Annotated in this window: 16 protein-coding genes; 15 read left to right on the top strand and 1 reads right to left on the bottom strand. The window is 60.3% G+C overall.

Annotated elements, in window-relative coordinates:
* The first annotated feature begins 1 nt into the window (after position 1).
* Positions 2-3,340: a phage tail-collar fiber domain-containing protein gene (locus A9O65_RS03050; RefSeq protein WP_064701322.1), complete on the top strand. Its 3,339-nt coding sequence runs from the start codon at positions 2-4 to the stop codon at positions 3,338-3,340.
* The gene (locus tag A9O65_RS03055; protein WP_082920100.1) at positions 3,337-3,885 is read left to right on the top strand and encodes a DUF4376 domain-containing protein; all 549 of its coding nucleotides are present in this window, start codon (positions 3,337-3,339) and stop codon (positions 3,883-3,885) included. The genes A9O65_RS03050 and A9O65_RS03055 overlap by 4 nt, the downstream gene beginning before the upstream one ends.
* A gap of 74 nt (positions 3,886-3,959) precedes the next feature.
* Here the strand turns inward: A9O65_RS03055 and A9O65_RS03060 are convergent, their stop codons facing one another.
* Positions 3,960-4,292 (bottom strand): YegP family protein, encoded by a 333-nt coding sequence (locus tag A9O65_RS03060; protein ID WP_064701324.1) that lies wholly within the window; start codon positions 4,290-4,292, stop codon positions 3,960-3,962.
* A gap of 263 nt (positions 4,293-4,555) precedes the next feature.
* Between A9O65_RS03060 and A9O65_RS03065 the strand changes: the two genes are divergently transcribed.
* The 13 genes from A9O65_RS03065 to A9O65_RS03115 all read left to right on the top strand — a co-directional run.
* Positions 4,556-6,067, top strand: a complete 1,512-nt coding sequence (locus A9O65_RS03065; RefSeq protein WP_064701325.1) for a phage tail sheath protein — start codon at positions 4,556-4,558, stop codon at positions 6,065-6,067.
* Positions 6,068-6,079: 12 nt separating this feature from the next.
* A complete protein-coding gene (locus tag A9O65_RS03070; protein WP_064701326.1) occupies positions 6,080-6,592 on the top strand; it encodes a phage major tail tube protein in 513 nt (170 codons plus the stop codon).
* 66 nt (positions 6,593-6,658) lie between these two features.
* Positions 6,659-6,979: a phage tail assembly protein gene (locus A9O65_RS03075; protein WP_064701327.1), complete on the top strand. Its 321-nt coding sequence runs from the start codon at positions 6,659-6,661 to the stop codon at positions 6,977-6,979.
* A gap of 26 nt (positions 6,980-7,005) precedes the next feature.
* Positions 7,006-7,131: a GpE family phage tail protein gene (locus A9O65_RS16870; protein WP_074749300.1), complete on the top strand. Its 126-nt coding sequence runs from the start codon at positions 7,006-7,008 to the stop codon at positions 7,129-7,131.
* 12 nt (positions 7,132-7,143) lie between these two features.
* Positions 7,144-10,383: a phage tail tape measure protein gene (locus A9O65_RS03080; protein WP_064701328.1), complete on the top strand. Its 3,240-nt coding sequence runs from the start codon at positions 7,144-7,146 to the stop codon at positions 10,381-10,383.
* A gap of 11 nt (positions 10,384-10,394) precedes the next feature.
* On the top strand, positions 10,395-10,844 hold the full coding sequence (locus A9O65_RS03085) for a phage tail protein (RefSeq protein ID WP_064701329.1): 450 nt from the start codon (positions 10,395-10,397) through the stop codon (positions 10,842-10,844).
* On the top strand, positions 10,841-11,854 hold the full coding sequence (locus tag A9O65_RS03090; protein ID WP_064701330.1) for a phage late control D family protein: 1,014 nt from the start codon (positions 10,841-10,843) through the stop codon (positions 11,852-11,854). Before A9O65_RS03085 ends, A9O65_RS03090 begins: the two co-directional genes overlap by 4 nt.
* A 61-nt stretch (positions 11,855-11,915) precedes the next feature.
* Positions 11,916-12,995: a hypothetical protein gene (locus A9O65_RS03095; RefSeq protein WP_064701331.1), complete on the top strand. Its 1,080-nt coding sequence runs from the start codon at positions 11,916-11,918 to the stop codon at positions 12,993-12,995.
* Between the two features lie 73 nt (positions 12,996-13,068).
* Positions 13,069-14,517, top strand: coding sequence for a DNA (cytosine-5-)-methyltransferase (gene dcm / locus A9O65_RS03100; protein WP_082920101.1), 1,449 nt, complete (start codon positions 13,069-13,071; stop codon positions 14,515-14,517).
* An 85-nt stretch (positions 14,518-14,602) separates the two neighbouring features.
* The gene (locus tag A9O65_RS03105; protein ID WP_064701332.1) at positions 14,603-15,814 is read left to right on the top strand and encodes a type II restriction endonuclease; all 1,212 of its coding nucleotides are present in this window, start codon (positions 14,603-14,605) and stop codon (positions 15,812-15,814) included.
* A 14-nt stretch (positions 15,815-15,828) separates the two neighbouring features.
* Complete coding sequence (locus tag A9O65_RS16875; RefSeq protein WP_074749301.1) at positions 15,829-16,521, top strand: HNH endonuclease; 693 nt, start codon at positions 15,829-15,831, stop codon at positions 16,519-16,521.
* Between the two features lie 17 nt (positions 16,522-16,538).
* Positions 16,539-17,006, top strand: a complete 468-nt coding sequence (locus tag A9O65_RS03110; RefSeq protein ID WP_064701333.1) for a very short patch repair endonuclease — start codon at positions 16,539-16,541, stop codon at positions 17,004-17,006.
* A 9-nt stretch (positions 17,007-17,015) separates the two neighbouring features.
* Positions 17,016-17,974: DUF4365 domain-containing protein (locus A9O65_RS03115; RefSeq protein ID WP_146077109.1), on the top strand; the 959-nt coding region annotated here is incomplete at its 3' end.

Below are 17,974 nucleotides of genomic sequence, written 5' to 3' on the forward strand. Positions count from 1 at the left end.
CATGGCTCTGAATCTGACAGTTACCGATGCCGGCCGTGCCGAGATCATCAACGCCTCGAACACCGGGACCGCCCAGGTCACCGTCACACATGTCGCGCTGGGCCGTGCCGGTTATCAGCCAACCCCGGACCAGACGACGCTCCAGGACGAGATCAAGCGGGTCGACACCATCGCCGGGGATGTGGTCGCCGATGACACCATCAGTGTCACCGTGAAAGATGAAGGGGCCGACGCTTACTCCGTCCATGAAATCGGGCTGATCAGCGACCAGGGCACGTTGCTCGCCGTCGCAGCGCAGGACGCGGCCATCATCGAGAAGACCCGCGATGCCACATTGCTGCTGGTGTCGGATCTCGTGCTCAAGGATCTCGACGCCAACAGCGTGACGTTCGGGGATGTCGTGTTCCTCAACCCTCCAGCGACGGAAACCGTCAAGGGCGTGGTCGAACTGGCCGACGAGACCGAAGCCCTACGCGGTGACGATGCAAAGCGAGCGATAACCCCGGCTCGGGTTCACCAGGCGTTCAGGCAGTACGGACTGGGTGGTTCCGGCGCGCATGTCACCGATGTCTCCGCTATAACCGAGAGTGGTTTTTACGCGCTTTATAGAAGCACCGAGGATGCCTTTCCCGGACAGAAATCCGGTGACACGCTGCTGCATGTGTCGTGGGGCAGCGGTCATCACGCCCAAATAGGCATCAGCCAGAACAACGAGCTTTTCTTCAGGTATCAGGACAACGGAACCTGGAAGGGATGGAACAAGGTCTGGCATGCCAGGAACATGGGCCCTGGCTCCGGGCTCAATGCCGACATGGTCGACGGTATCCAGGCCAGCGAGCTCCTCACCAAGGAGGGTACACAGACCATCACTCTGACAGGAGAGAAGGACGCGCTTCGTATCCTGAAAAGCAGCCAGAACATGGATGCCACAGCAGGGCTGCTGCTGACTGCCGACAATGATGGTGGCCAGTTGGACGTGGCCTTCGAGTTGCGTGGCGCCCCTGATGCGACTGGTATCGACGAGAGTGCGCATAACAACTCCGCGCACACCCGTTTTGCCATCCTGGGAAGCGGTGAAACCCTCATCGGCTATACCCAGTTGGAGGCCAACGGCTATCGAATCGGCAACCTTCCAGGTGGCGCCATGCTGGCCGTCAATGGCCCCATCGCCGTGCAGGGCCATGTGGTCTGGCATGCGGGGAACATGGGCCCGGGCAGCGGCCTCAACGCTGACAAGCTGGACGGACAGCACATCGGGTATTTCCGTAACGCCAACAACCTCAACGCGGGGATGGTCCCCCTTTCCCGTCTCCCCATGGGCCCGGGCAAGGGCCTCGATGCCGATACGGTGGATGGGCTGCATGCGACATTTTTTGCGCCCATCGAGAATGCCAACCTGATCAACCCGGATATCAATAGCGCCGCCGCTCGGACCATCACCTTTGACAACCGCGAAGCCAATACACTCGCAGGAAGCGATGGGACGCTGGCCTACGATGCTTCGCAGGGACTGCTGATCTTCCGGGATCAACAGATCGGAGATGCGTCAGGCGCGGGATTCTATACCGTACTGGACAGATCGAATATCCGGGGTGGTGACAACATTGTCCTGTCGGGAAACACGCCCAACGAAACGGGCACGACCCCGCTGACGATCGACGTGAAGCAAGGCCCTGGTAGTGGACTGAATGCCGACGCAGTGGATGGCCTTCATGGTGATCAGCTACTTCGGTCCGATGCCAACCAGAGCATGAAAGCCGGTGCCAGCACCGTCCTGAAAATACTGAGCGATGGTGGAGGAAAATCGCAGCTGGCCTTACACAGCGAAGGGGGGCAAGGAACCGGGCAGCTTTACGTGGGCCAGAATGAGACTCACGGTGGGGGCATTGAATATAATGGCGATGGTCAGCCAGAAACGACAGGTGCAGGCAGTGACTATGTCACATTATTTCGACGTTCAAGCGGAGTCGACTACTGGACAGCCAGAAACAAATATAACACTAACGCCTGGGAGTTTCGGGTAACCCCCAATGTCAACGGAAACGATGTATGGCATCAAGGAAACATGGGACCGGGATCCAGGCTCAATGCCGACATGGTCGATGGCAAACATGCCAGCCAGTTCCTCCGCTCTGATGTGGCAAATCCAAGTATTCCGCTCGAAAATAAAGAGCAACAAGACATTACCGTAGACGGGGAGATTTTCTGGGACAAATCAGCCGGCATCTACATACAGTCCAGCAATGCTAATCACAACCGCCCTGCCCTAGCATGGACCAGTGCAAACGTCACGATAGGAAATGGCCTATCGGTCAACTATGATAGCGAGGACAAGCCCTCACTTAATATTCCCCAAGGTTCGGCAAGCGGCCTGAATGCCGATCTGCTGGACGGCTATCATGCCCAGTTCTTCCGTGATGCCGGGAATCTGATCAATGGTACGCTCCCCAAGGGAAGGCTTGCGGGCACCTACAACATCAACATCGCAGGAAGTGCCGACCAACTGGATGGCAAGCACGCCAGCAGTTTCGTGCGAAGCGATGCACCAACCCGATTCGATGTCGGCCGAGGTGTGGTCAACGTCGAGAACCATGCCCAGGACAACCAGGACGGCGCAGGTATCACGCTGCGAACGTCCAACAATCCCGGCAACGGTTCGCCCGGTGGTGACATCGGCTCGATTTTCGCTGTCCGGTCGTCAGGGGATGCGCTGCGGCTGTGGGTCGGCCAGTCGGTCACCTCAACCGGCGACAACGACTTCGAGACGAAGAAGATCACGGCGACTGGCCCGATTTATGCGCAAGGCGGACTGCAAGCGTCCGGCTACTTCTACATGATGGACTATGACGATGCCGCCAGTGCCGAAACAGGATGGGAGACATATGTTCGCGATGGCATCTGGCACATCCGGGGGCGGCGCAATGAGAATCACGCTCTGGATATCAGTCTGGGAGGTAACGCTGTTTGGCACCAAGGTAATACCAGAAACGCTGTAGGTGGACGAGAGCTAGCCGACAACACTGTCGAAATGCGCCACATGCGGGCCAATTCGATTGGAAAAAACCAACTGAGAGCGACAGGTAGTGAAGACGACTGGGTTGCTCGCCGTGTCGCTACGCGAGGTGTCGGCTGGCTGGGAACCTATGCATTTCTTGAGTGCCTATCACAGACCGACCCTGGAGTTAACAGGCCAGCGAGTGCACTGAGATATTCCAGCTCCTATAACGGCGGCGCCCGGGGGTTCGGTCAAGGCCTCTCGGGAACGTGGAAATGTATGGGACGGGTCAAAGGCGGTGACTCGGACGGCGACGATGCAACACTCTGGCTGAGGATCGCATGATGGACTATCGCAACGCGCAATATCTCAACGACGGCGGCATCGACTGCGAGATCAATCACCCCGAGTTGGGGTGGATACCGACCACGCTGCGCGAGGACGACCCGGACACCGCCGAGCTCCATGCCATCGCCAAAGCCCAAGCCGCCCCGGCGCAACCCGAACCCTTGGAAAACGTGGCGCGTGATCGTCGCCGCACGATCGATACCGAGCGGGACCGCGCGATCCAGGCTGGGATGCCCTACACGTTCCCGGATGGCAGTGAGGATGTGGTGCAGATGCGTGACCGGGATCGACCCAACCTGACGGGTCTGGCGCTCGAGGCCCAGCACCTGGTGGCGAAAGGGGAAACCGAGCCGACACTCGAGTTTCGCGCTGCCTCGAATCGCCACTATGTGATGACGCCCGTGCAGATGCTTGAAATGACCGATGCCGCCCAGAGATGGCACAAGGCCATGCTCAAGCGAGCCTGGGATCTCAAGAACCAGATCGATGCGGCGATCGCCGCCAGCGATCGTGAAGCCCTGCAAGCCATCGCGTGGACGTAGCCAGTCTCCTGGCTTGAAGTGCAAATGATCATGGTCCATGAAAAGCCCGCGAGATGCGCGGGCTTCCCTGTCTATCAGGACTCCTTGAACTTCATCGGCCCTTGACCATTCTTTTTCACGGACTGGATGCCATTCTCCCTAGCATCTACAGACGAATACATCTCGCTGGTTCCGATCACCTGGCCATTCCCGGCTTTCAGGTTGAAGTAGGGCTGGCCATTCTTCGCCTCTTTCCGATCATAGCGGTCATCGTTGCCACTGTTGGTGCGGCACGATTCGATGCCATTCTCCGCAGCGGATCGTGTCGTGTAGCGCTCACTGGTCAGAATGACTTCGTGGTTACCTGCCTTGAGCGTGAAGTGGTACTGGCCATCGGTCGCCTGCTTGAGTTCGTAATAACCCGCCATCGTTCGGCCTCCATGTTGGTTGCATAGCCTGACCGCCCCATCCAGCACGGACATGCCTTTACCACTTGTAGCCACCATATGGTGACTCTGCCAGCACGCTCTCTTGCCCCGCCACCTACCGAACCATGGTTTGCCGTCGATAGCACCGCGCGTTGTAGTCCGCGCATCTACAACACCCATCGCTAGAGCTGTATCGCCTCCCGCGCAACGATGGCCACATTGGAAAATCTGGTCCATCCCACGAACCTGCGCAGGAGCCCTTCATGGCCCAGGACTATCATCACGGCATTCGTGTCGTAGAGATCAACGACGGCACCCGGCCGATCCGCACCGTCGCCACGGCAGTCATCGGCCTGGTGGCCACCGCCCCCAATGCCCAGCCGGGTAGCGCCGCGACGACCACAGTCGACTTCGCGGCGGCGGGCAGTGGTGTCCAGTTCACGGCGGCATCTGTCGGCTCGGACGGCAACCAGCTTCGCATTCGCTATGTTGACCCCGGCAGTACCGAGGCGGGGATGCGGGTCACCGTGGACGGTACCGACATCAGCGTCAGTCTGGCCACGGACATCGACGGTATCATCACCACCACCGCTGACGAGGTTGTCACGGCCATCAATGGTGAGCCCGATGCTGCCGCTCTGGTGGTGGCCGTCAGTACCGGGAATGGTACCGGCGTGGTCGCAGCGACCGGTTATCAGCGTTTCACCGGCGGGGCTGATGCCCCCTTCCCTCTGAACACGCCGGTTCTGGTCACCGATCCCCTTGGCGCCCAGAGCAAGGCTGGCAGTGAGGGCACCCTAGCTCGCTCGCTGGATGCCATCGCCGATCAGGCCAAGACCATGATCGTGGTGGTGCGCGTTGCCGAAGGGGTGGACAAAGACGCAACCAAGAGCAACGTCATCGGCGGCGTCGATGAAAACGGCCGGAAAACCGGCATGCAGGCGCTGCTCTCAGCCGAGCAACGCCTCGGCGTCAAACCGCGCATTCTCGGCGCCCCCGAGCTCGACGATGCCGACGTCACCAGCGAATTCCTCGCCATCGCGCAGAAGCTCCGCGCATTCGTGTATGCCTCCGCCGGCGACAGCGCGACCAAGGAAGAAGCTGCCATGTATCGCGAGAGTTTCGGGGCTCGCGAGGTCATGGTCATCTGGCCGGCGTTCACCGGCTGGGATACCACCACCAACAGCACACGCCAGCTGTCCGCCGTCGCCCGGGCCATGGGGCTGCGGGCCAAGCTCGACAACGATGTCGGCTGGCACAAGACGCTCTCCAACGTGCCGGTCAACGGGGTGACCGGTATCAGCGCCGACGTGTTCTGGGATCTGCAAGATCCGAACACCGACGCCGGCTACCTCAACAGCCATGAAGTCACCACGCTGATCAACCGCGACGGGTATCGCTTCTGGGGCTCGCGCACCTGTTCGACCGATCCGCTGTTCGCCTTCGAGAACTACACCCGCACCGCCCAGATCATCGCCGACACCATTGCCGAGGCGCATCTCTGGGCCGTCGACAAGCCCATGCATCCCAGCCTAGTGCGCGACCTTGTCGAGGGCATCAACGCGAAGTTCCGTGAGTGGAAGCGCCTCGGCTACCTGATCGACGGCATCGCCTGGTTCGACCCCGAGATCAACACCCCGGAGGTGCTCAAGGCCGGCAAGCTCTACATCGACTACGACTACACCCCCGTTCCACCGCTCGAAAACCTCATGTTCCAGCAGCGCATCACCGACCGTTACCTGGTTGAGTTTGCCGAGCGCGTCGCCGCTGGCTGATAGGAGAACCACATGGCACTTCCCAAGATCCTCAAGGACTTCAACCTGTTCGGTGATGGCAACAACTGGCAAGGCCAGATCAACACCATCAGCCTGCCGGACATGGCCCGCCGCATGACCGAATACGAAGGCGGTGGCATGGATGGTCCGGTCGAAGTCGACATGGGCCACCAGCTCATGGAAATGACCTGGACACCGGGCGGGCTACTCGTCGACGGCCTCTTCGACACCTTTGGCTCCCCGATCCACGACGCCGCCCTGCTGCGTTTCACCGGCAGCTACGAGAGCGACGAGACCGGCGAGGTGCTGCCGGTCGAGATCGTCGTGCGCGGTCGTCACAAGTCCATCGGCATGGGCGAAGCCCAGAAAGGCGAGAACACCACCGGCGAAATCTCCACCACGCTCAGCTATTACAAGCTGGTCATTGGCGGCGAGGAAATCATCGAGGTCGACAAGCCCGGTTACGTGTTCCGCGTGCGTGGCGTCGACCGCATGGCCGAACGCCGCCAGGCCCTGGGCGTATAGCGCACATCACGCCAGCGGCTCCAAGGCGAGCCGCCATCTCATCCCGATCCACTGGAGCATCACCCTATGACCGAGCAAACCCAAACGCCCGAGCTGCCGAAAGCCATCACCGAGACCATCACCCTCGACGAGCCCATCCAGCGCGGCAAACAGACCGTCACCGAGTTGCAGATCCGCAAGCCGCGATCGGGCGCCCTGCGTGGCGTTGCCCTTACCGACGTGCTGCAGATGGACGTGGCCGCGCTCACCAGCGTGCTACCACGCATCACCGAGCCCGCGCTGACCGAGACCGAGGTGCGCAACATGGATCCCGCCGACCTCGTCCAGTGCGGCAGCAAGGTGGCCGTTTTTTTGCTGCCACGCTCGGCCCGCGAGGAGAGCGTGTAGCGCTCCCCGAGCACATCGACGACGCCATGGCCGACCTGGCCATGGTGTTCCACTGGGGGCCCACCGAGATGGACCCCATGCCCCTCGAGGAACTGATGGACTGGCGTGAGCGCGCCCGCCGCCGCGTCGAGCCGCCCAATACATCCCGCTGATAAGGACGGACCATGGCGCGTGATCTCAAGCTCCAGGTGGTATTGGATGCCGTGAACCGGGCCACCCGGCCACTCAAGAAAATCACCGAAGGTAGCGAGGGCACCGCCAAGGCCCTGCGGGAAAGCCGCGAGCAGCTCAAGACACTGGAGCGTGCGCAGAAAGACATGCGCGGCTTCCGCGATCTCAAGCGACAATCCGACAAGACCTCCCGCGCCCTGGGCGAACAGCAGCAGGAGATCCACGACCTCACCCGGCAGATGAACAATGCCGAAGGCGCGACCGTCGACCTCACCCGCAAGCGTGCCGCCGCCATCCGCCAGGCCAAGAAACTCAAGGATCGCTACCGCGACGAGCAACGCCAGCTCCACGAACTGCGCGGCAGCATGACCCGCGTCGAGGGTGTAACCGGCAGCTACAGCGATCAGCAACGCCAACTCGCCGAGCGCATCCGCCAGGCCAACCAGCAGATTCAGGAGCAAAAACAACGCCTCAGCGAGGCGGCGCGGCAGCAGCGTCGCGCCGCCGACGCGGCCAACCGCTACCAACGGGCGACCGGTCGTGCCTCGAGCATGGCCGGCACCGGTGCCGCCGGCATCGCCACCGGCGGCGCGGCCCTGTATGGCGGGGCACGCATGCTGGCTCCGGGGGTCGACTGGGGCACGCAGATGAGCGCCGTCCAGGCGGTGGGCCGTTTCGCGGATGACGACCCTCGGCTCAAGGCACTCAAGCAACAATCCCGTGACCTGGGGGGATCCACCGCTTTCAGTGCCAACGAGGTCGGCGCCGGTCAGGAATTCCTGCTGCGCGCCGGCATGAGTGCCAAGGCCATCCAGTCCTCCATGCGCGACGTGCTCGACCTGGCCATCGCCAACAATACCGAGCTCGGGCGCACCGCCGATATTGCTTCCAACATCGCCGGCACCTTCAAGATCGACCTCGAACAGGAAGGCGCCATGACCCGCGTGGCCGACGTGCTGTCGGCCACCGCCAGCCGGGCCAACGTGGATCTCGAGAAGCTCGGCGAGACCGTCAAGTACCTGGGTGGTGCCGACGATCTGAACCTGACCCTCGAGCAGGCCACCACCATGGCCGGCCTGCTCGGCAATGTCGGCATCCAGGGTAGTCAGGCCGGTACGACGCTACGCGCCATGATGAACCGGCTTACCGAGCCCACGGCCGAGGCCGCCGGCGTCATCGACAGCCTGGGCATCAAGGTGGCCGACGCCCAGGGCAACATGCGCGCCATGCCCGAGATCCTGCGCGACATCAACGACGCCACCAGGGAAATGGGCAACGTCGAACGCAAGGCCGCCCTGCAGAAGATCTTCGGCGCCGAGGCCGGCTCGGGCCTAGCCGAACTGGTCAGCCAGATGAGCACGGGGAAACTCGATGCCCTTCTGACCGAGATTCAGAATGCCACGGGCGAAAACGCCCGCATGGCTCGCACCATGGAAGACAACATCGGCGGCGACCTGAAAGCCCTCAACAGTGCCTGGCAGGAGGTCGGCATCACGCTGACCGACACCAACGAAGGGCCGTTGCGCGATCTCGTCCAGAACATCACCGCCATCACCCGCGCCGTGGGCGACTGGATGAAGGCCAACCCGGAACTGACCGGCCAACTGGCCACCGCTACTGTTAGCATCGCCGCGCTGATTGCCGTGGGCGGTGCGCTGACGCTGTCTCTGGCCTCCGTTCTTGGTCCAGTGGCCGCCGTTCGATATGGGATGACGCTGCTCAATATCAGGGCTCATGGTGCTGGTAAGGGAATCAAGCGGCTCGCAGGTCGGTTTCTGCCATCCCTCGGGGCTGCATCGGAGACGACGACTGGCAAGGCATCGCGGTTGCGCGGGGCCTGGCTGGGTGTCGGCAGGGCGTGGCGGAAGGCAGATCCACGTCGCACGACCGGCGCTATCAAGCGCCTCGGCAAAGGGGTGGCGGCGTTGCTTGGGCGATTGGGAGAGACGACCAGGTCGGTCCGTTCGCTGTCCCGTTCTGGCTTCGCGTCGCTCACCGCTACGCTGGGAGATGCGACGCGCGCTGCTCGCCATTATGTCGCGGTCAATGGTCTGCTCGGTACAGGGATGAACCTGACACGGGCCAGCCTCAAAGGTCTATGGAAGTTGCTGGCTGGGGGCTTCACAGGGGCCCTGAGTGGGGCAGCCGGTGCCCTGCGTCTGGTCGGCCAGAGTCTGCTGTTCGTGGGCCGCTCCGCCCTGCTCAATCCCATCGGTCTGGTGATCACCGCCATCGCCGGTGCCGCACTGGCCATCTACAAATATTGGGAGCCGATCAAGGCGTTCTTCGCGGGATTCTGGCAAGGGCTGCGTGAAGGGTTGGCTCCGATCGTCACCACCTTGGAACCGGCCTTCACTGCCCTGGGCGCGGCGCTCTCGCCGCTCAAGCCAATCTGGGACGGCATTGTCACGGTGCTCGGCACCGCTTGGGACTGGGTTACCAAGTTGCTGGCCCCGGTGGAATCCACCAGCGAAAGTCTGGAGGGTGCCACCAGCGCAGGGCGCCGCTTCGGCGAGGCGCTGGCTGGCATCATCAACTTCATCCCCAATGCCATCGCCGACTTCACCGAGTTCGGGGTCAATATAGTCGCCGGCATTACAACGGGGATCTCCAGTGCCATCGGTGGGCTGCGCGACGCCATCGTCAACCTGGCCACCGGCGCCATGAGCTGGTTCAAGGACGTCCTCGGCATCAACAGCCCGTCACGCGTCTTCGCCGAGTTCGGTGGCAACCTCATCGAGGGACTGATCAATGGCCTCGACGAGAAATGGCAGCTACTCAAGGACAAGATCAGCAACGTCGCCGAAGGCGTGGTCGGTTGGTTCAAGGACAAGCTCGGCATCAACAGCCCCTCCCGTGTGTTCGCCGAGTTGGGCGGTCACACCATGGACGGCTACCAGCTGGGTTTACAGCGCCGTGAGGCAAGGCCGCTGCGTCAGTTGAGCGAGTTCGGCAATCGCCTCAAGCGCGCCGGCGCCGGCCTGGCCATAGGCACCGCCGCCAGTTTGCCGGCTGAGGCCGACATGCCCATCGACAACCGGCCACCGCTCCAAGCTACTGGCGGAGGTGACGTCCACATCACCATCGAGGGTGGCATCAACGTGCACGCTGCCCCGGGCATGGACGAGCAGGCCCTAGCCAGGATGGTCAACGCCGAAGTCCGGCGGGCTATCGCCGACGCCGGCCACGAGGCCGCCGCACGCCGGCGCTCGTCCTTCCACGACATCGACTGAGGACCAGCACCATGATGATGGCCTATGGCCTGTTCGTTTTCGGTCTGACCACGGCCGCCTACCAGGAACTGCAACGCCAGACGGATTGGCGACACCAGGGTCAGGCTCGTGTAGGACGCCGACCGGCCCGGCAGTTTCTCGGCCCGGGGGACGACAGGGTCACCCTGACGGGCACCCTACTGCCGCAACTCACCGGAGGCCAGCAGAGCCTCGATCAACTGCGCAAGATGGCTGGACAGGGCGCTGCCTGGCCGCTGATCGAGGGTACGGGCGCCTACTATGGGCTCTACGTCATCGAGTCCCTCAGCGAGCGAAAGTCGGTGTTCATGCGCGATGGCATCGCCCAGCAGATCGAGTTCGACCTCAGCCTGCAGCACGTCGACGATGACGAGCCGGATCGACTGCCCAGTGATGCGAGCATGCGCGCCATGCTCGGGGGTCTGGTTGGAGGTGGGAATTGAATCTCTTACGCCATCCAGGACGTCCTGCCCGAGCGCCGGATTACCGCATCACCCTGGCCGGACAGCAGATCAGTCCACAGATCGACGCACGCCTGCAGCGTCTGCGACTGACAGACAAACGAGGCATGGACGCCGATCAGCTCGATATCACACTCGAGGACAGCGACGGCCGTCTGGCACTGCCGCCACGCGGCGCCAAGCTTCATCTGGCCATGGGCTGGCAAGGGCATCAGCTGGTGGACCGTGGTTCTTACATCGTCGACGAGATCGAGCACAGCGGCGCCCCCGATCAGCTCACCATCCGTGCCCGCTCGGCGGACATGCGCCAGGGGCTACCCGGCAAGCGCACCCAGAGCTGGGACGAGTTGGCCCTGCGCGACATTATCACCACCATTGCCGACCGACACGATCTCATGCTCAAGATCGGCGACAACCTGGGCGGCATCTTGCTCGAACACATCGACCAGACCGACGAGTCGGATCTGCACTTCCTCACTCGCCTGGCCGAACGCTTTGATGCCATCGCCACCGTCAAAGCCGGCAACCTGCTGTTCATCCCCGAGGGCTCCGGGACGACCGCCAGCGGGGTGGCCATCCCCCCGATCACGCTTACCCGGCAGGTCGGCGATCGGCACCGCTACGTCGTCACCGATCGCGACGCCTATAGCGGCGTCATCGCTCACTGGCACGATCCCGACGCTGCCGAGCGCCGCGAAGTCGTCGTGGGTACTGACGACAACGCCAAGCGCCTGCGACCGACTTATGCCACCGAAGCGGACGCCCTCGCCGCCGCCAAGAGTGAATGGCAGCGCCTGCAACGCGGCGCTGATAAGGCCTCCCTCGATCTCGCCGAGGGCCGACCCGACCTCTACCCCGAAACTCCCGTCACCCTCAGCGGATTCAAGCCCGAGATCGACGCCATCGACTGGCTGATCACCGAGATCAGCCACGATCTCAGCGACAGGGCGTTCACCAGCTCGGTGGAGATGGAATTCAGGGGGAACGGCTGAAACCGGTAGCAAGCAAGGGCATCATGATAAGTTGTGAAGGGAAAACGAAAAGGATTTCATCATGGCCCTGCAGACCCCCCTGGGATCACTCGATACCCTCGATATCGCCGACCCGGCCACGCAACGCGAGATCCTGATGAGAGACAAGCACCGGCTATTGGAAGGACTGGTCGTCGAGGAGGTCTTTCGCGGTATTCTGGGGCGCCTCTCCGATCAAGGCGCAAGGTCGTTGCCATTGTCGCTGGTCAGGGCCGCGAGCAGAGGTCGCCAAGATGCCTGGTTCATATGGAACCAGGCAAGCGACGATAACAGCGCAGACAGGCTGCACTCACTTCTGGAACAGAGCTATCGCAACAGGGTCGTGACCTGCCGCTATCATCCGGAACAGCACGATTTTCTGATCGAGCGATATGCACAGCTCCAGGGCCACCCCCTGCAGGAACTGCTGGGCCAGCGCCGTAACGTGCAACCTTCCTTCGGAATACCCGAGCAGAGCGTTCGTGACACGGAAAGGTTGATGGAATCCATCTATCGACTGAAGGGTAGCCGGGCGGATTTCGACATGTTCGGTGAGGTCGTGCTTCACCGGCTCTTCAAGAACTGTGCTATTTCGGCTTACCTCGATTGGGTGTGGGACACGGACAACATCATCGAACTGCCGGATGGACGATTCATTCAGCTGGAGATCAAGCACAAGTTTCCCTATCCCGTGAAAGGCCAATGGCCCCTGAGGTTCGGCATCAACACCGGTCAGGTGACCACCATGAAGAGGCTGTCCGAAGGTGGTGTCGACACCTTTCACCTGATTCTCGTGAAGCCCCGCTGGGAGGACAGAACCGGCACCGGCTATCTGACACAGGATGTGGCCAACATGGACAGGGTCATGTTGATCGGACGCTACCTGGATGCGGATACCCTCGAAGGTCTCGATCATGCCGCCCAGCAGGCCAGCGGAAAGACAGAATCCTATTCAGGCAACCAGAAGCAGAACTTCAAGCCCGTACCGGTCAGTGGGTTTGTCAATCTTGGCACCTTGGCTGACGGCGCGGACAGGCTCGGAGCCAAGATCCTTGCCGGCATGCAGCGACGGGACCTGCCTCTGGTACGGGATGAAGATCTCCGAGAAAAAAGACTCTCCTAGCCCTGGCGCGAGATCGATCCCAGGGATACAATTGAGGCATCTCGTCACAGATTTGACCCAGAGGAAGGCAGGCATGACACTCTTACCGGAACTGGATATCGCGGCGGAGCCCGCGCCGGCACCTCTGCCGGTCTCTCCTTATGAGCAACTGAGCGAGCGGGGGATTCTGGACAGGGTCCTCGAGATCTATGATCAGGGAACCATCGCGGTAGCTCTGTCAGAGGCCGATCCGGGAAACTGGTGTCGAGAGACGGTCAACCGTTGGGCCAAGGGCAAGGCCACCCCCAGGGTCACGCATGCAGCACACCAGCGGTTGATCTCGATGCTGCCATCCCCGCCCGCACATCAGGGGAAAGCCGACTTCTCCTTCATCGACCTCTTCGCCGGTATCGGTGGAATCCGTCAGGGGTTCGAGTCGATCGGCGGCGAGTGCGTGTTCACTTCCGAATGGGACAAGTACGCCGTTCGTACCTACAAGGCGAACCACTACTGCGACCCGGCCATCCATCGGTTCAACCGCGATATCCGTGATATCACCCTGTCGACCCGTACAGACGTGGGCGAGGAAACCGCCTACGCCCACATCGACAGGGAAATACCGGATCATGATGTGCTGCTGGCCGGCTTCCCCTGCCAGCCGTTCTCGCTGGCAGGCGTATCCAAGAAGAACTCCTTGGGTCGCAAGCACGGATTCGAGTGCGACGCCCAGGGTACCTTGTTCTTCGATGTTGCCCGGATCATCGCCGCCAAGCGGCCGGCCGCCTTCGTACTGGAGAACGTCAAGAACCTCAAGAGCCACGACAAGGGCAAGACTTTCCGCGTGATCTGCGAGGCACTGGACGAGCTGGGCTATGACGTGGCAGACGTTAACGCCCCCAAAGGACAGGATCCCAAGGTGATCGACGCCCGGCACTTCATACCCCAGCACCGCGAGCGCATCGTGCTGGTCGGCTTCCGCCGCGACCTGAACGTCCATCAGGGCTTTACTCTGAAAGATATCGAGAAGGTCATCCCGAAGCAGCGCCCCTCTTTCGGAGACCTCCTGGACGACGAGGTCGATGACAAGTACATCCTGACTCCCAAGCTCTGGGACTACCTGTACCGCTACGCCCAGAAGCATCGCGAGAAGGGAAACGGCTTCGGATTCGGACTTACCGGCCCGCATGGCGTGGCGCGCACACTATCGGCCCGCTACCACAAGGACGGATCTGAGATTCTGGTCGACCGCGGGTTCGACGAGGGGAAACCTTTCGACTCCCCGGAAAACCAGCGCAACCGCCCTCGTCGCCTGACACCACAGGAGTGTGCTCGTCTGATGGGCTTCGATGGGCCGGGGGAGTCGAGTTTCGTGATCCCGGTCTCGGATACACAGGCCTATCGACAGTTCGGCAACTCTGTCGTGGTGCCCGTCTTCAAGGCCGTGGCCGAACTGATGAAGCCTCGTATCGTGGAGGCCCGGCGCAAGCTCAGGGAAATGGAGCAAGCAGCACACCAGCAGCCTGAACTGGACCTTGCCATCTAGTCCCGGCTCCCTGCACTATCTCGGTAAATGATGTTTCGACCGGAGCGGCTTCTGCCGCTCCGGCGCTTTTGCAGGGGTAGCCACCATGTCCTCACTCAACCAGTACTTTGCCGGCATCTCGGTAAAACGGCTCAGCGCGGTGGAAACCCAGCGCGAGACCTCCAATCAGCACGAATTCAACGGTACCAAGGCCATGCAGGACTATCTGGGGCATGAACGCCGGATGATCCCTGCTGCCTTTGTCTATCTGGGCGTTACGGATGAGGACCGGCTTTCACTGCAGGATCATGTCACCTGGTATGATGCCCGGGAGCAACACCCGACACGTTCGGAATATCGCCTCTACTTCCGGGACAACGAGGTCATGCAGAAAGCGGCCGAGGGGGATTCCCTGATAAGTGCCGTACACCATGATGGTACGATGTTGCTGCTCGTGATCAGCGAGGATAGCCCGGCACTGCGGGAAGTCCTGTGGATGTTCGGCATGCCCCGTCTCCCGGAAAACCGGTTTACCACGGTTGATACGGAGGGGGTTGGCCCTCAGTCCCGAGCATTGTTCAATTACGTTGCCGAGAATGCGGGCATCGAGCTCGAAGAGGAGACCTCGGACGACTGGCTGGACCTGATGCTGGAACGGTTCGGGGCAAGTTTTCCCAGCACCCGGGATCTGTCCGGCTTGGCACTGGAAACCCTCGGCCAGGATGTCTCCCCTATAGAAGCTCCTGATGAGGCTCTGGTCCAGCTCATCGATCGCGAGGAAGTCCTGTTCCGCCAACTGGAGCGTTACATTGTCAGTGACCAGCTACGGGAACATGCAGAGGCATGGGCTGATGATATCGACGAATTCATGAGCTTTTCACTTGGTGTGCACAACCGCCGGAAGTCCCGCGCCGGACATGCGCTCGAGAATCATCTTGAACTGATCTTCAAGGAGAACGGCATCGAGCACCAACGAGGGGCCCATACCGAGGGACGCTCGAAGCCCGACTTTCTCTTCCCTGGTGGACAGCACTATGCCGATCCGAAGTGGCCTGCGAATCGCCTGACCATGCTTGGCGTCAAGACCACCTGCAAGGACCGTTGGCGCCAGGTGCTCAATGAGGCCCAACGAATACCCGAAAAACATCTCCTGACACTTCAACCTGGCATTTCCGAGCACCAGACGGCCGAAATGGCGGCAGCCAGACTGACGTTGGTACTCCCGCGTACACTCCACGAGACCTTCACTCCTGCTCAGGCAGGCAGCCTGATGGACCTGGAAGACTTCCTGCACCTACTCAAGGACAGGCAACGCTGATCACGGGAGGCACCATGTACCAGAGTATCGGGAATATCCACTTTGCCTTCAAAAAGATCACCCGCAATGACATGAACAAGAATGCTGTGTGCGTAACGGTTGATCAGCAGGCTGTACTGCGTATGGCAGGACTGGAACCCGAAGGTGGTGGCACCGGCTGTTACACGGTACGGGCAGGCTATTGGGGAGAAAACGGCGAACCTGTAACGTTCACCTACTATGGATCGGAGAGAAACTCCATCCGTCGAGCAGAACCGAGAATCGGCAGACTGACCAACCGACTTACCATCGGGATATACTTTTTTGTCGTGTGGGATGGATACGGCATAACATTTCATCGATGCGAACACACGGACGACTTCCCCCCTACTCCCCTTCCCAACCTGCCACCGGCTTTCCAACCGATACGTGTGGCTGGGTACTCCCGCTGGAAGCGCGATACGGAAGTGATGGTAGCCGCCAAGGAAAGAGCTGGATATAGATGCGAGTATCCCGGTTGCACATGGCGTCCTTTCCGGGATGCGGCCGGCTACTCCTACGTCGAAACGCATCATATTGTGCCACTGGCAGTGGGCGGGCCGGATAGTCTGGAAAACTGTGCCGCGTTGTGCCCCGGTTGCCACCGGCGCGCGCACCTTTCATCGCCCGAGGAACAGATCGAGATGAAACAGACCCTTCTGGCCTTACGTGGTTTTCCAACAGCCTAAGGTGATTTACAAACCGGATGGACATCGTTGATGCAAAAACCCGATCGCGGATGATGTCCGCGATCAGGGGCAAGAACACGAGCCCCGAGCTTGCAGTGCGCCGCTATCTGCATGCCCGAGGCTTTCGTTATCGCCTTCACCGAAGGGACCTGCCCGGCAATCCGGATCTCGTCCTGCCGAAATACCGGCTTGTCATCTTTGTACACGGCTGCTTCTGGCACCGGCATGAGGGCTGTTTCTATGCCACCTCTCCGGCCACCCGCAAGGACTTCTGGCGAAGGAAGCTCGACGGCAACGTTGAACGTGACAGGCGTCAGCAGGCCGAACTGATCGAAGCCAGCTGGAGGGTGTTGGTGATATGGGAGTGTGGCCTGAAGCACCTGCTACACGAAATTGATGCTATCGAAACATTGGTCAAGAACACCGCTACCCTCGAGGAATGGCCTGTCAGACCACCAAGAACCAGATCAACAGCAGGGAGATAAAGCCAAGCGATGGCTTCTACAAAATATAAGGAAGAAAAGGGAATTGAAAAAGTAAGGGAAGTAGTCACTAACTGGAGATGTGACTGGCAGGAGTTTGACCACAAAAACGATGACGGCATAGACGGAATAATAATAATGCGGCGCGGGCATAAAAAACCCACCACTACTGGTTCCGTCATTTACGTTCAGGTCAAATGTGGAAAAAGCTACTTGGATAAGAAGAAGGACCCTGACAAAATAGGCATAAAACTCGGAAAAGAACATATAAAAACTCACCATCCACGCTGGAACCGGATGCCGGGAAAGGTCATCCTGATCTACAGAAAATCCCCGAATTCCCAAAAGGCCTGGTGGATCGACCTCAAGGATGAAAACTCTTACTCAACGACAAATAAGGCTGTCGTGCACGCCCCCAAATCACAGGTTTTCAATACGGGGCAAAAGGGAGTGTTTCTCCGACTTCTGGGCGATCACTCAAGATACCAAGGACTTGATCCCATCCATCTCAATAGACAGGAAGACTTGATCCCTAAAATTGGATACGAGCATGGCGCCTTCAAGCAGCAGGCGTGGGAGTATTACAAACAGTGGAAGTCAGAATGCAATGGAAAGGAAAAATCCCCGATAGACGAAATAAGATCAGTCCTGATCACCAGAACTGGCTGGAAGCATATCACCAGAAATAAGAGGCTCCCGGAAAGAGTCTTTCAATCATGGCTATTACTCGCTACCGCCAGAAAAATGATAAAGACCTGCACCCAATATTTTCGACTGGGTGGAACTCATGCTGTCGAGGACAACGAAAAAAATATCGTTGGCATCATTGACTACATCGCCCTTCGAGCAAACGTAAGCTACACACACAAGGATAGCAGTATTGTCCAGGTAGTCCTGAAACGTTACATCCCCACCAGCGAAAGCCAGTCAGGTGAGAGCAGGGTGTGGTTTTATGGGTCATCATCTAATGT

The sequence above is a fragment of the Halomonas caseinilytica genome, assembly GCF_001662305.1.
Lineage (GTDB): Bacteria > Pseudomonadota > Gammaproteobacteria > Pseudomonadales > Halomonadaceae > Halomonas > Halomonas caseinilytica.

What these genes read in the sequence shown, in the direction of transcription:
- A9O65_RS03050 (WP_064701322.1), top strand. Translation starts at nt 2, where the DNA reads ATGGCTCTGAATCTGACAGTTACCGATGCCGGCCGTGCCGAGATCATC.
- A9O65_RS03055 (WP_082920100.1), top strand. Translation starts at nt 3,337, where the DNA reads ATGATGGACTATCGCAACGCGCAATATCTCAACGACGGCGGCATCGAC.
- A9O65_RS03060 (WP_064701324.1), bottom strand. Translation starts at nt 4,292, where the DNA reads ATGGCGGGTTATTACGAACTCAAGCAGGCGACCGATGGCCAGTACCAC.
- A9O65_RS03065 (WP_064701325.1), top strand. Translation starts at nt 4,556, where the DNA reads ATGGCCCAGGACTATCATCACGGCATTCGTGTCGTAGAGATCAACGAC.
- A9O65_RS03070 (WP_064701326.1), top strand. Translation starts at nt 6,080, where the DNA reads ATGGCACTTCCCAAGATCCTCAAGGACTTCAACCTGTTCGGTGATGGC.
- A9O65_RS03075 (WP_064701327.1), top strand. Translation starts at nt 6,659, where the DNA reads ATGACCGAGCAAACCCAAACGCCCGAGCTGCCGAAAGCCATCACCGAG.
- A9O65_RS16870 (WP_074749300.1), top strand. Translation starts at nt 7,006, where the DNA reads ATGGCCGACCTGGCCATGGTGTTCCACTGGGGGCCCACCGAGATGGAC.
- A9O65_RS03080 (WP_064701328.1), top strand. Translation starts at nt 7,144, where the DNA reads ATGGCGCGTGATCTCAAGCTCCAGGTGGTATTGGATGCCGTGAACCGG.
- A9O65_RS03085 (WP_064701329.1), top strand. Translation starts at nt 10,395, where the DNA reads ATGATGATGGCCTATGGCCTGTTCGTTTTCGGTCTGACCACGGCCGCC.
- A9O65_RS03095 (WP_064701331.1), top strand. Translation starts at nt 11,916, where the DNA reads ATGGCCCTGCAGACCCCCCTGGGATCACTCGATACCCTCGATATCGCC.
- dcm (WP_082920101.1), top strand. Translation starts at nt 13,069, where the DNA reads ATGACACTCTTACCGGAACTGGATATCGCGGCGGAGCCCGCGCCGGCA.
- A9O65_RS03105 (WP_064701332.1), top strand. Translation starts at nt 14,603, where the DNA reads ATGTCCTCACTCAACCAGTACTTTGCCGGCATCTCGGTAAAACGGCTC.
- A9O65_RS16875 (WP_074749301.1), top strand. Translation starts at nt 15,829, where the DNA reads ATGTACCAGAGTATCGGGAATATCCACTTTGCCTTCAAAAAGATCACC.
- A9O65_RS03110 (WP_064701333.1), top strand. Translation starts at nt 16,539, where the DNA reads ATGGACATCGTTGATGCAAAAACCCGATCGCGGATGATGTCCGCGATC.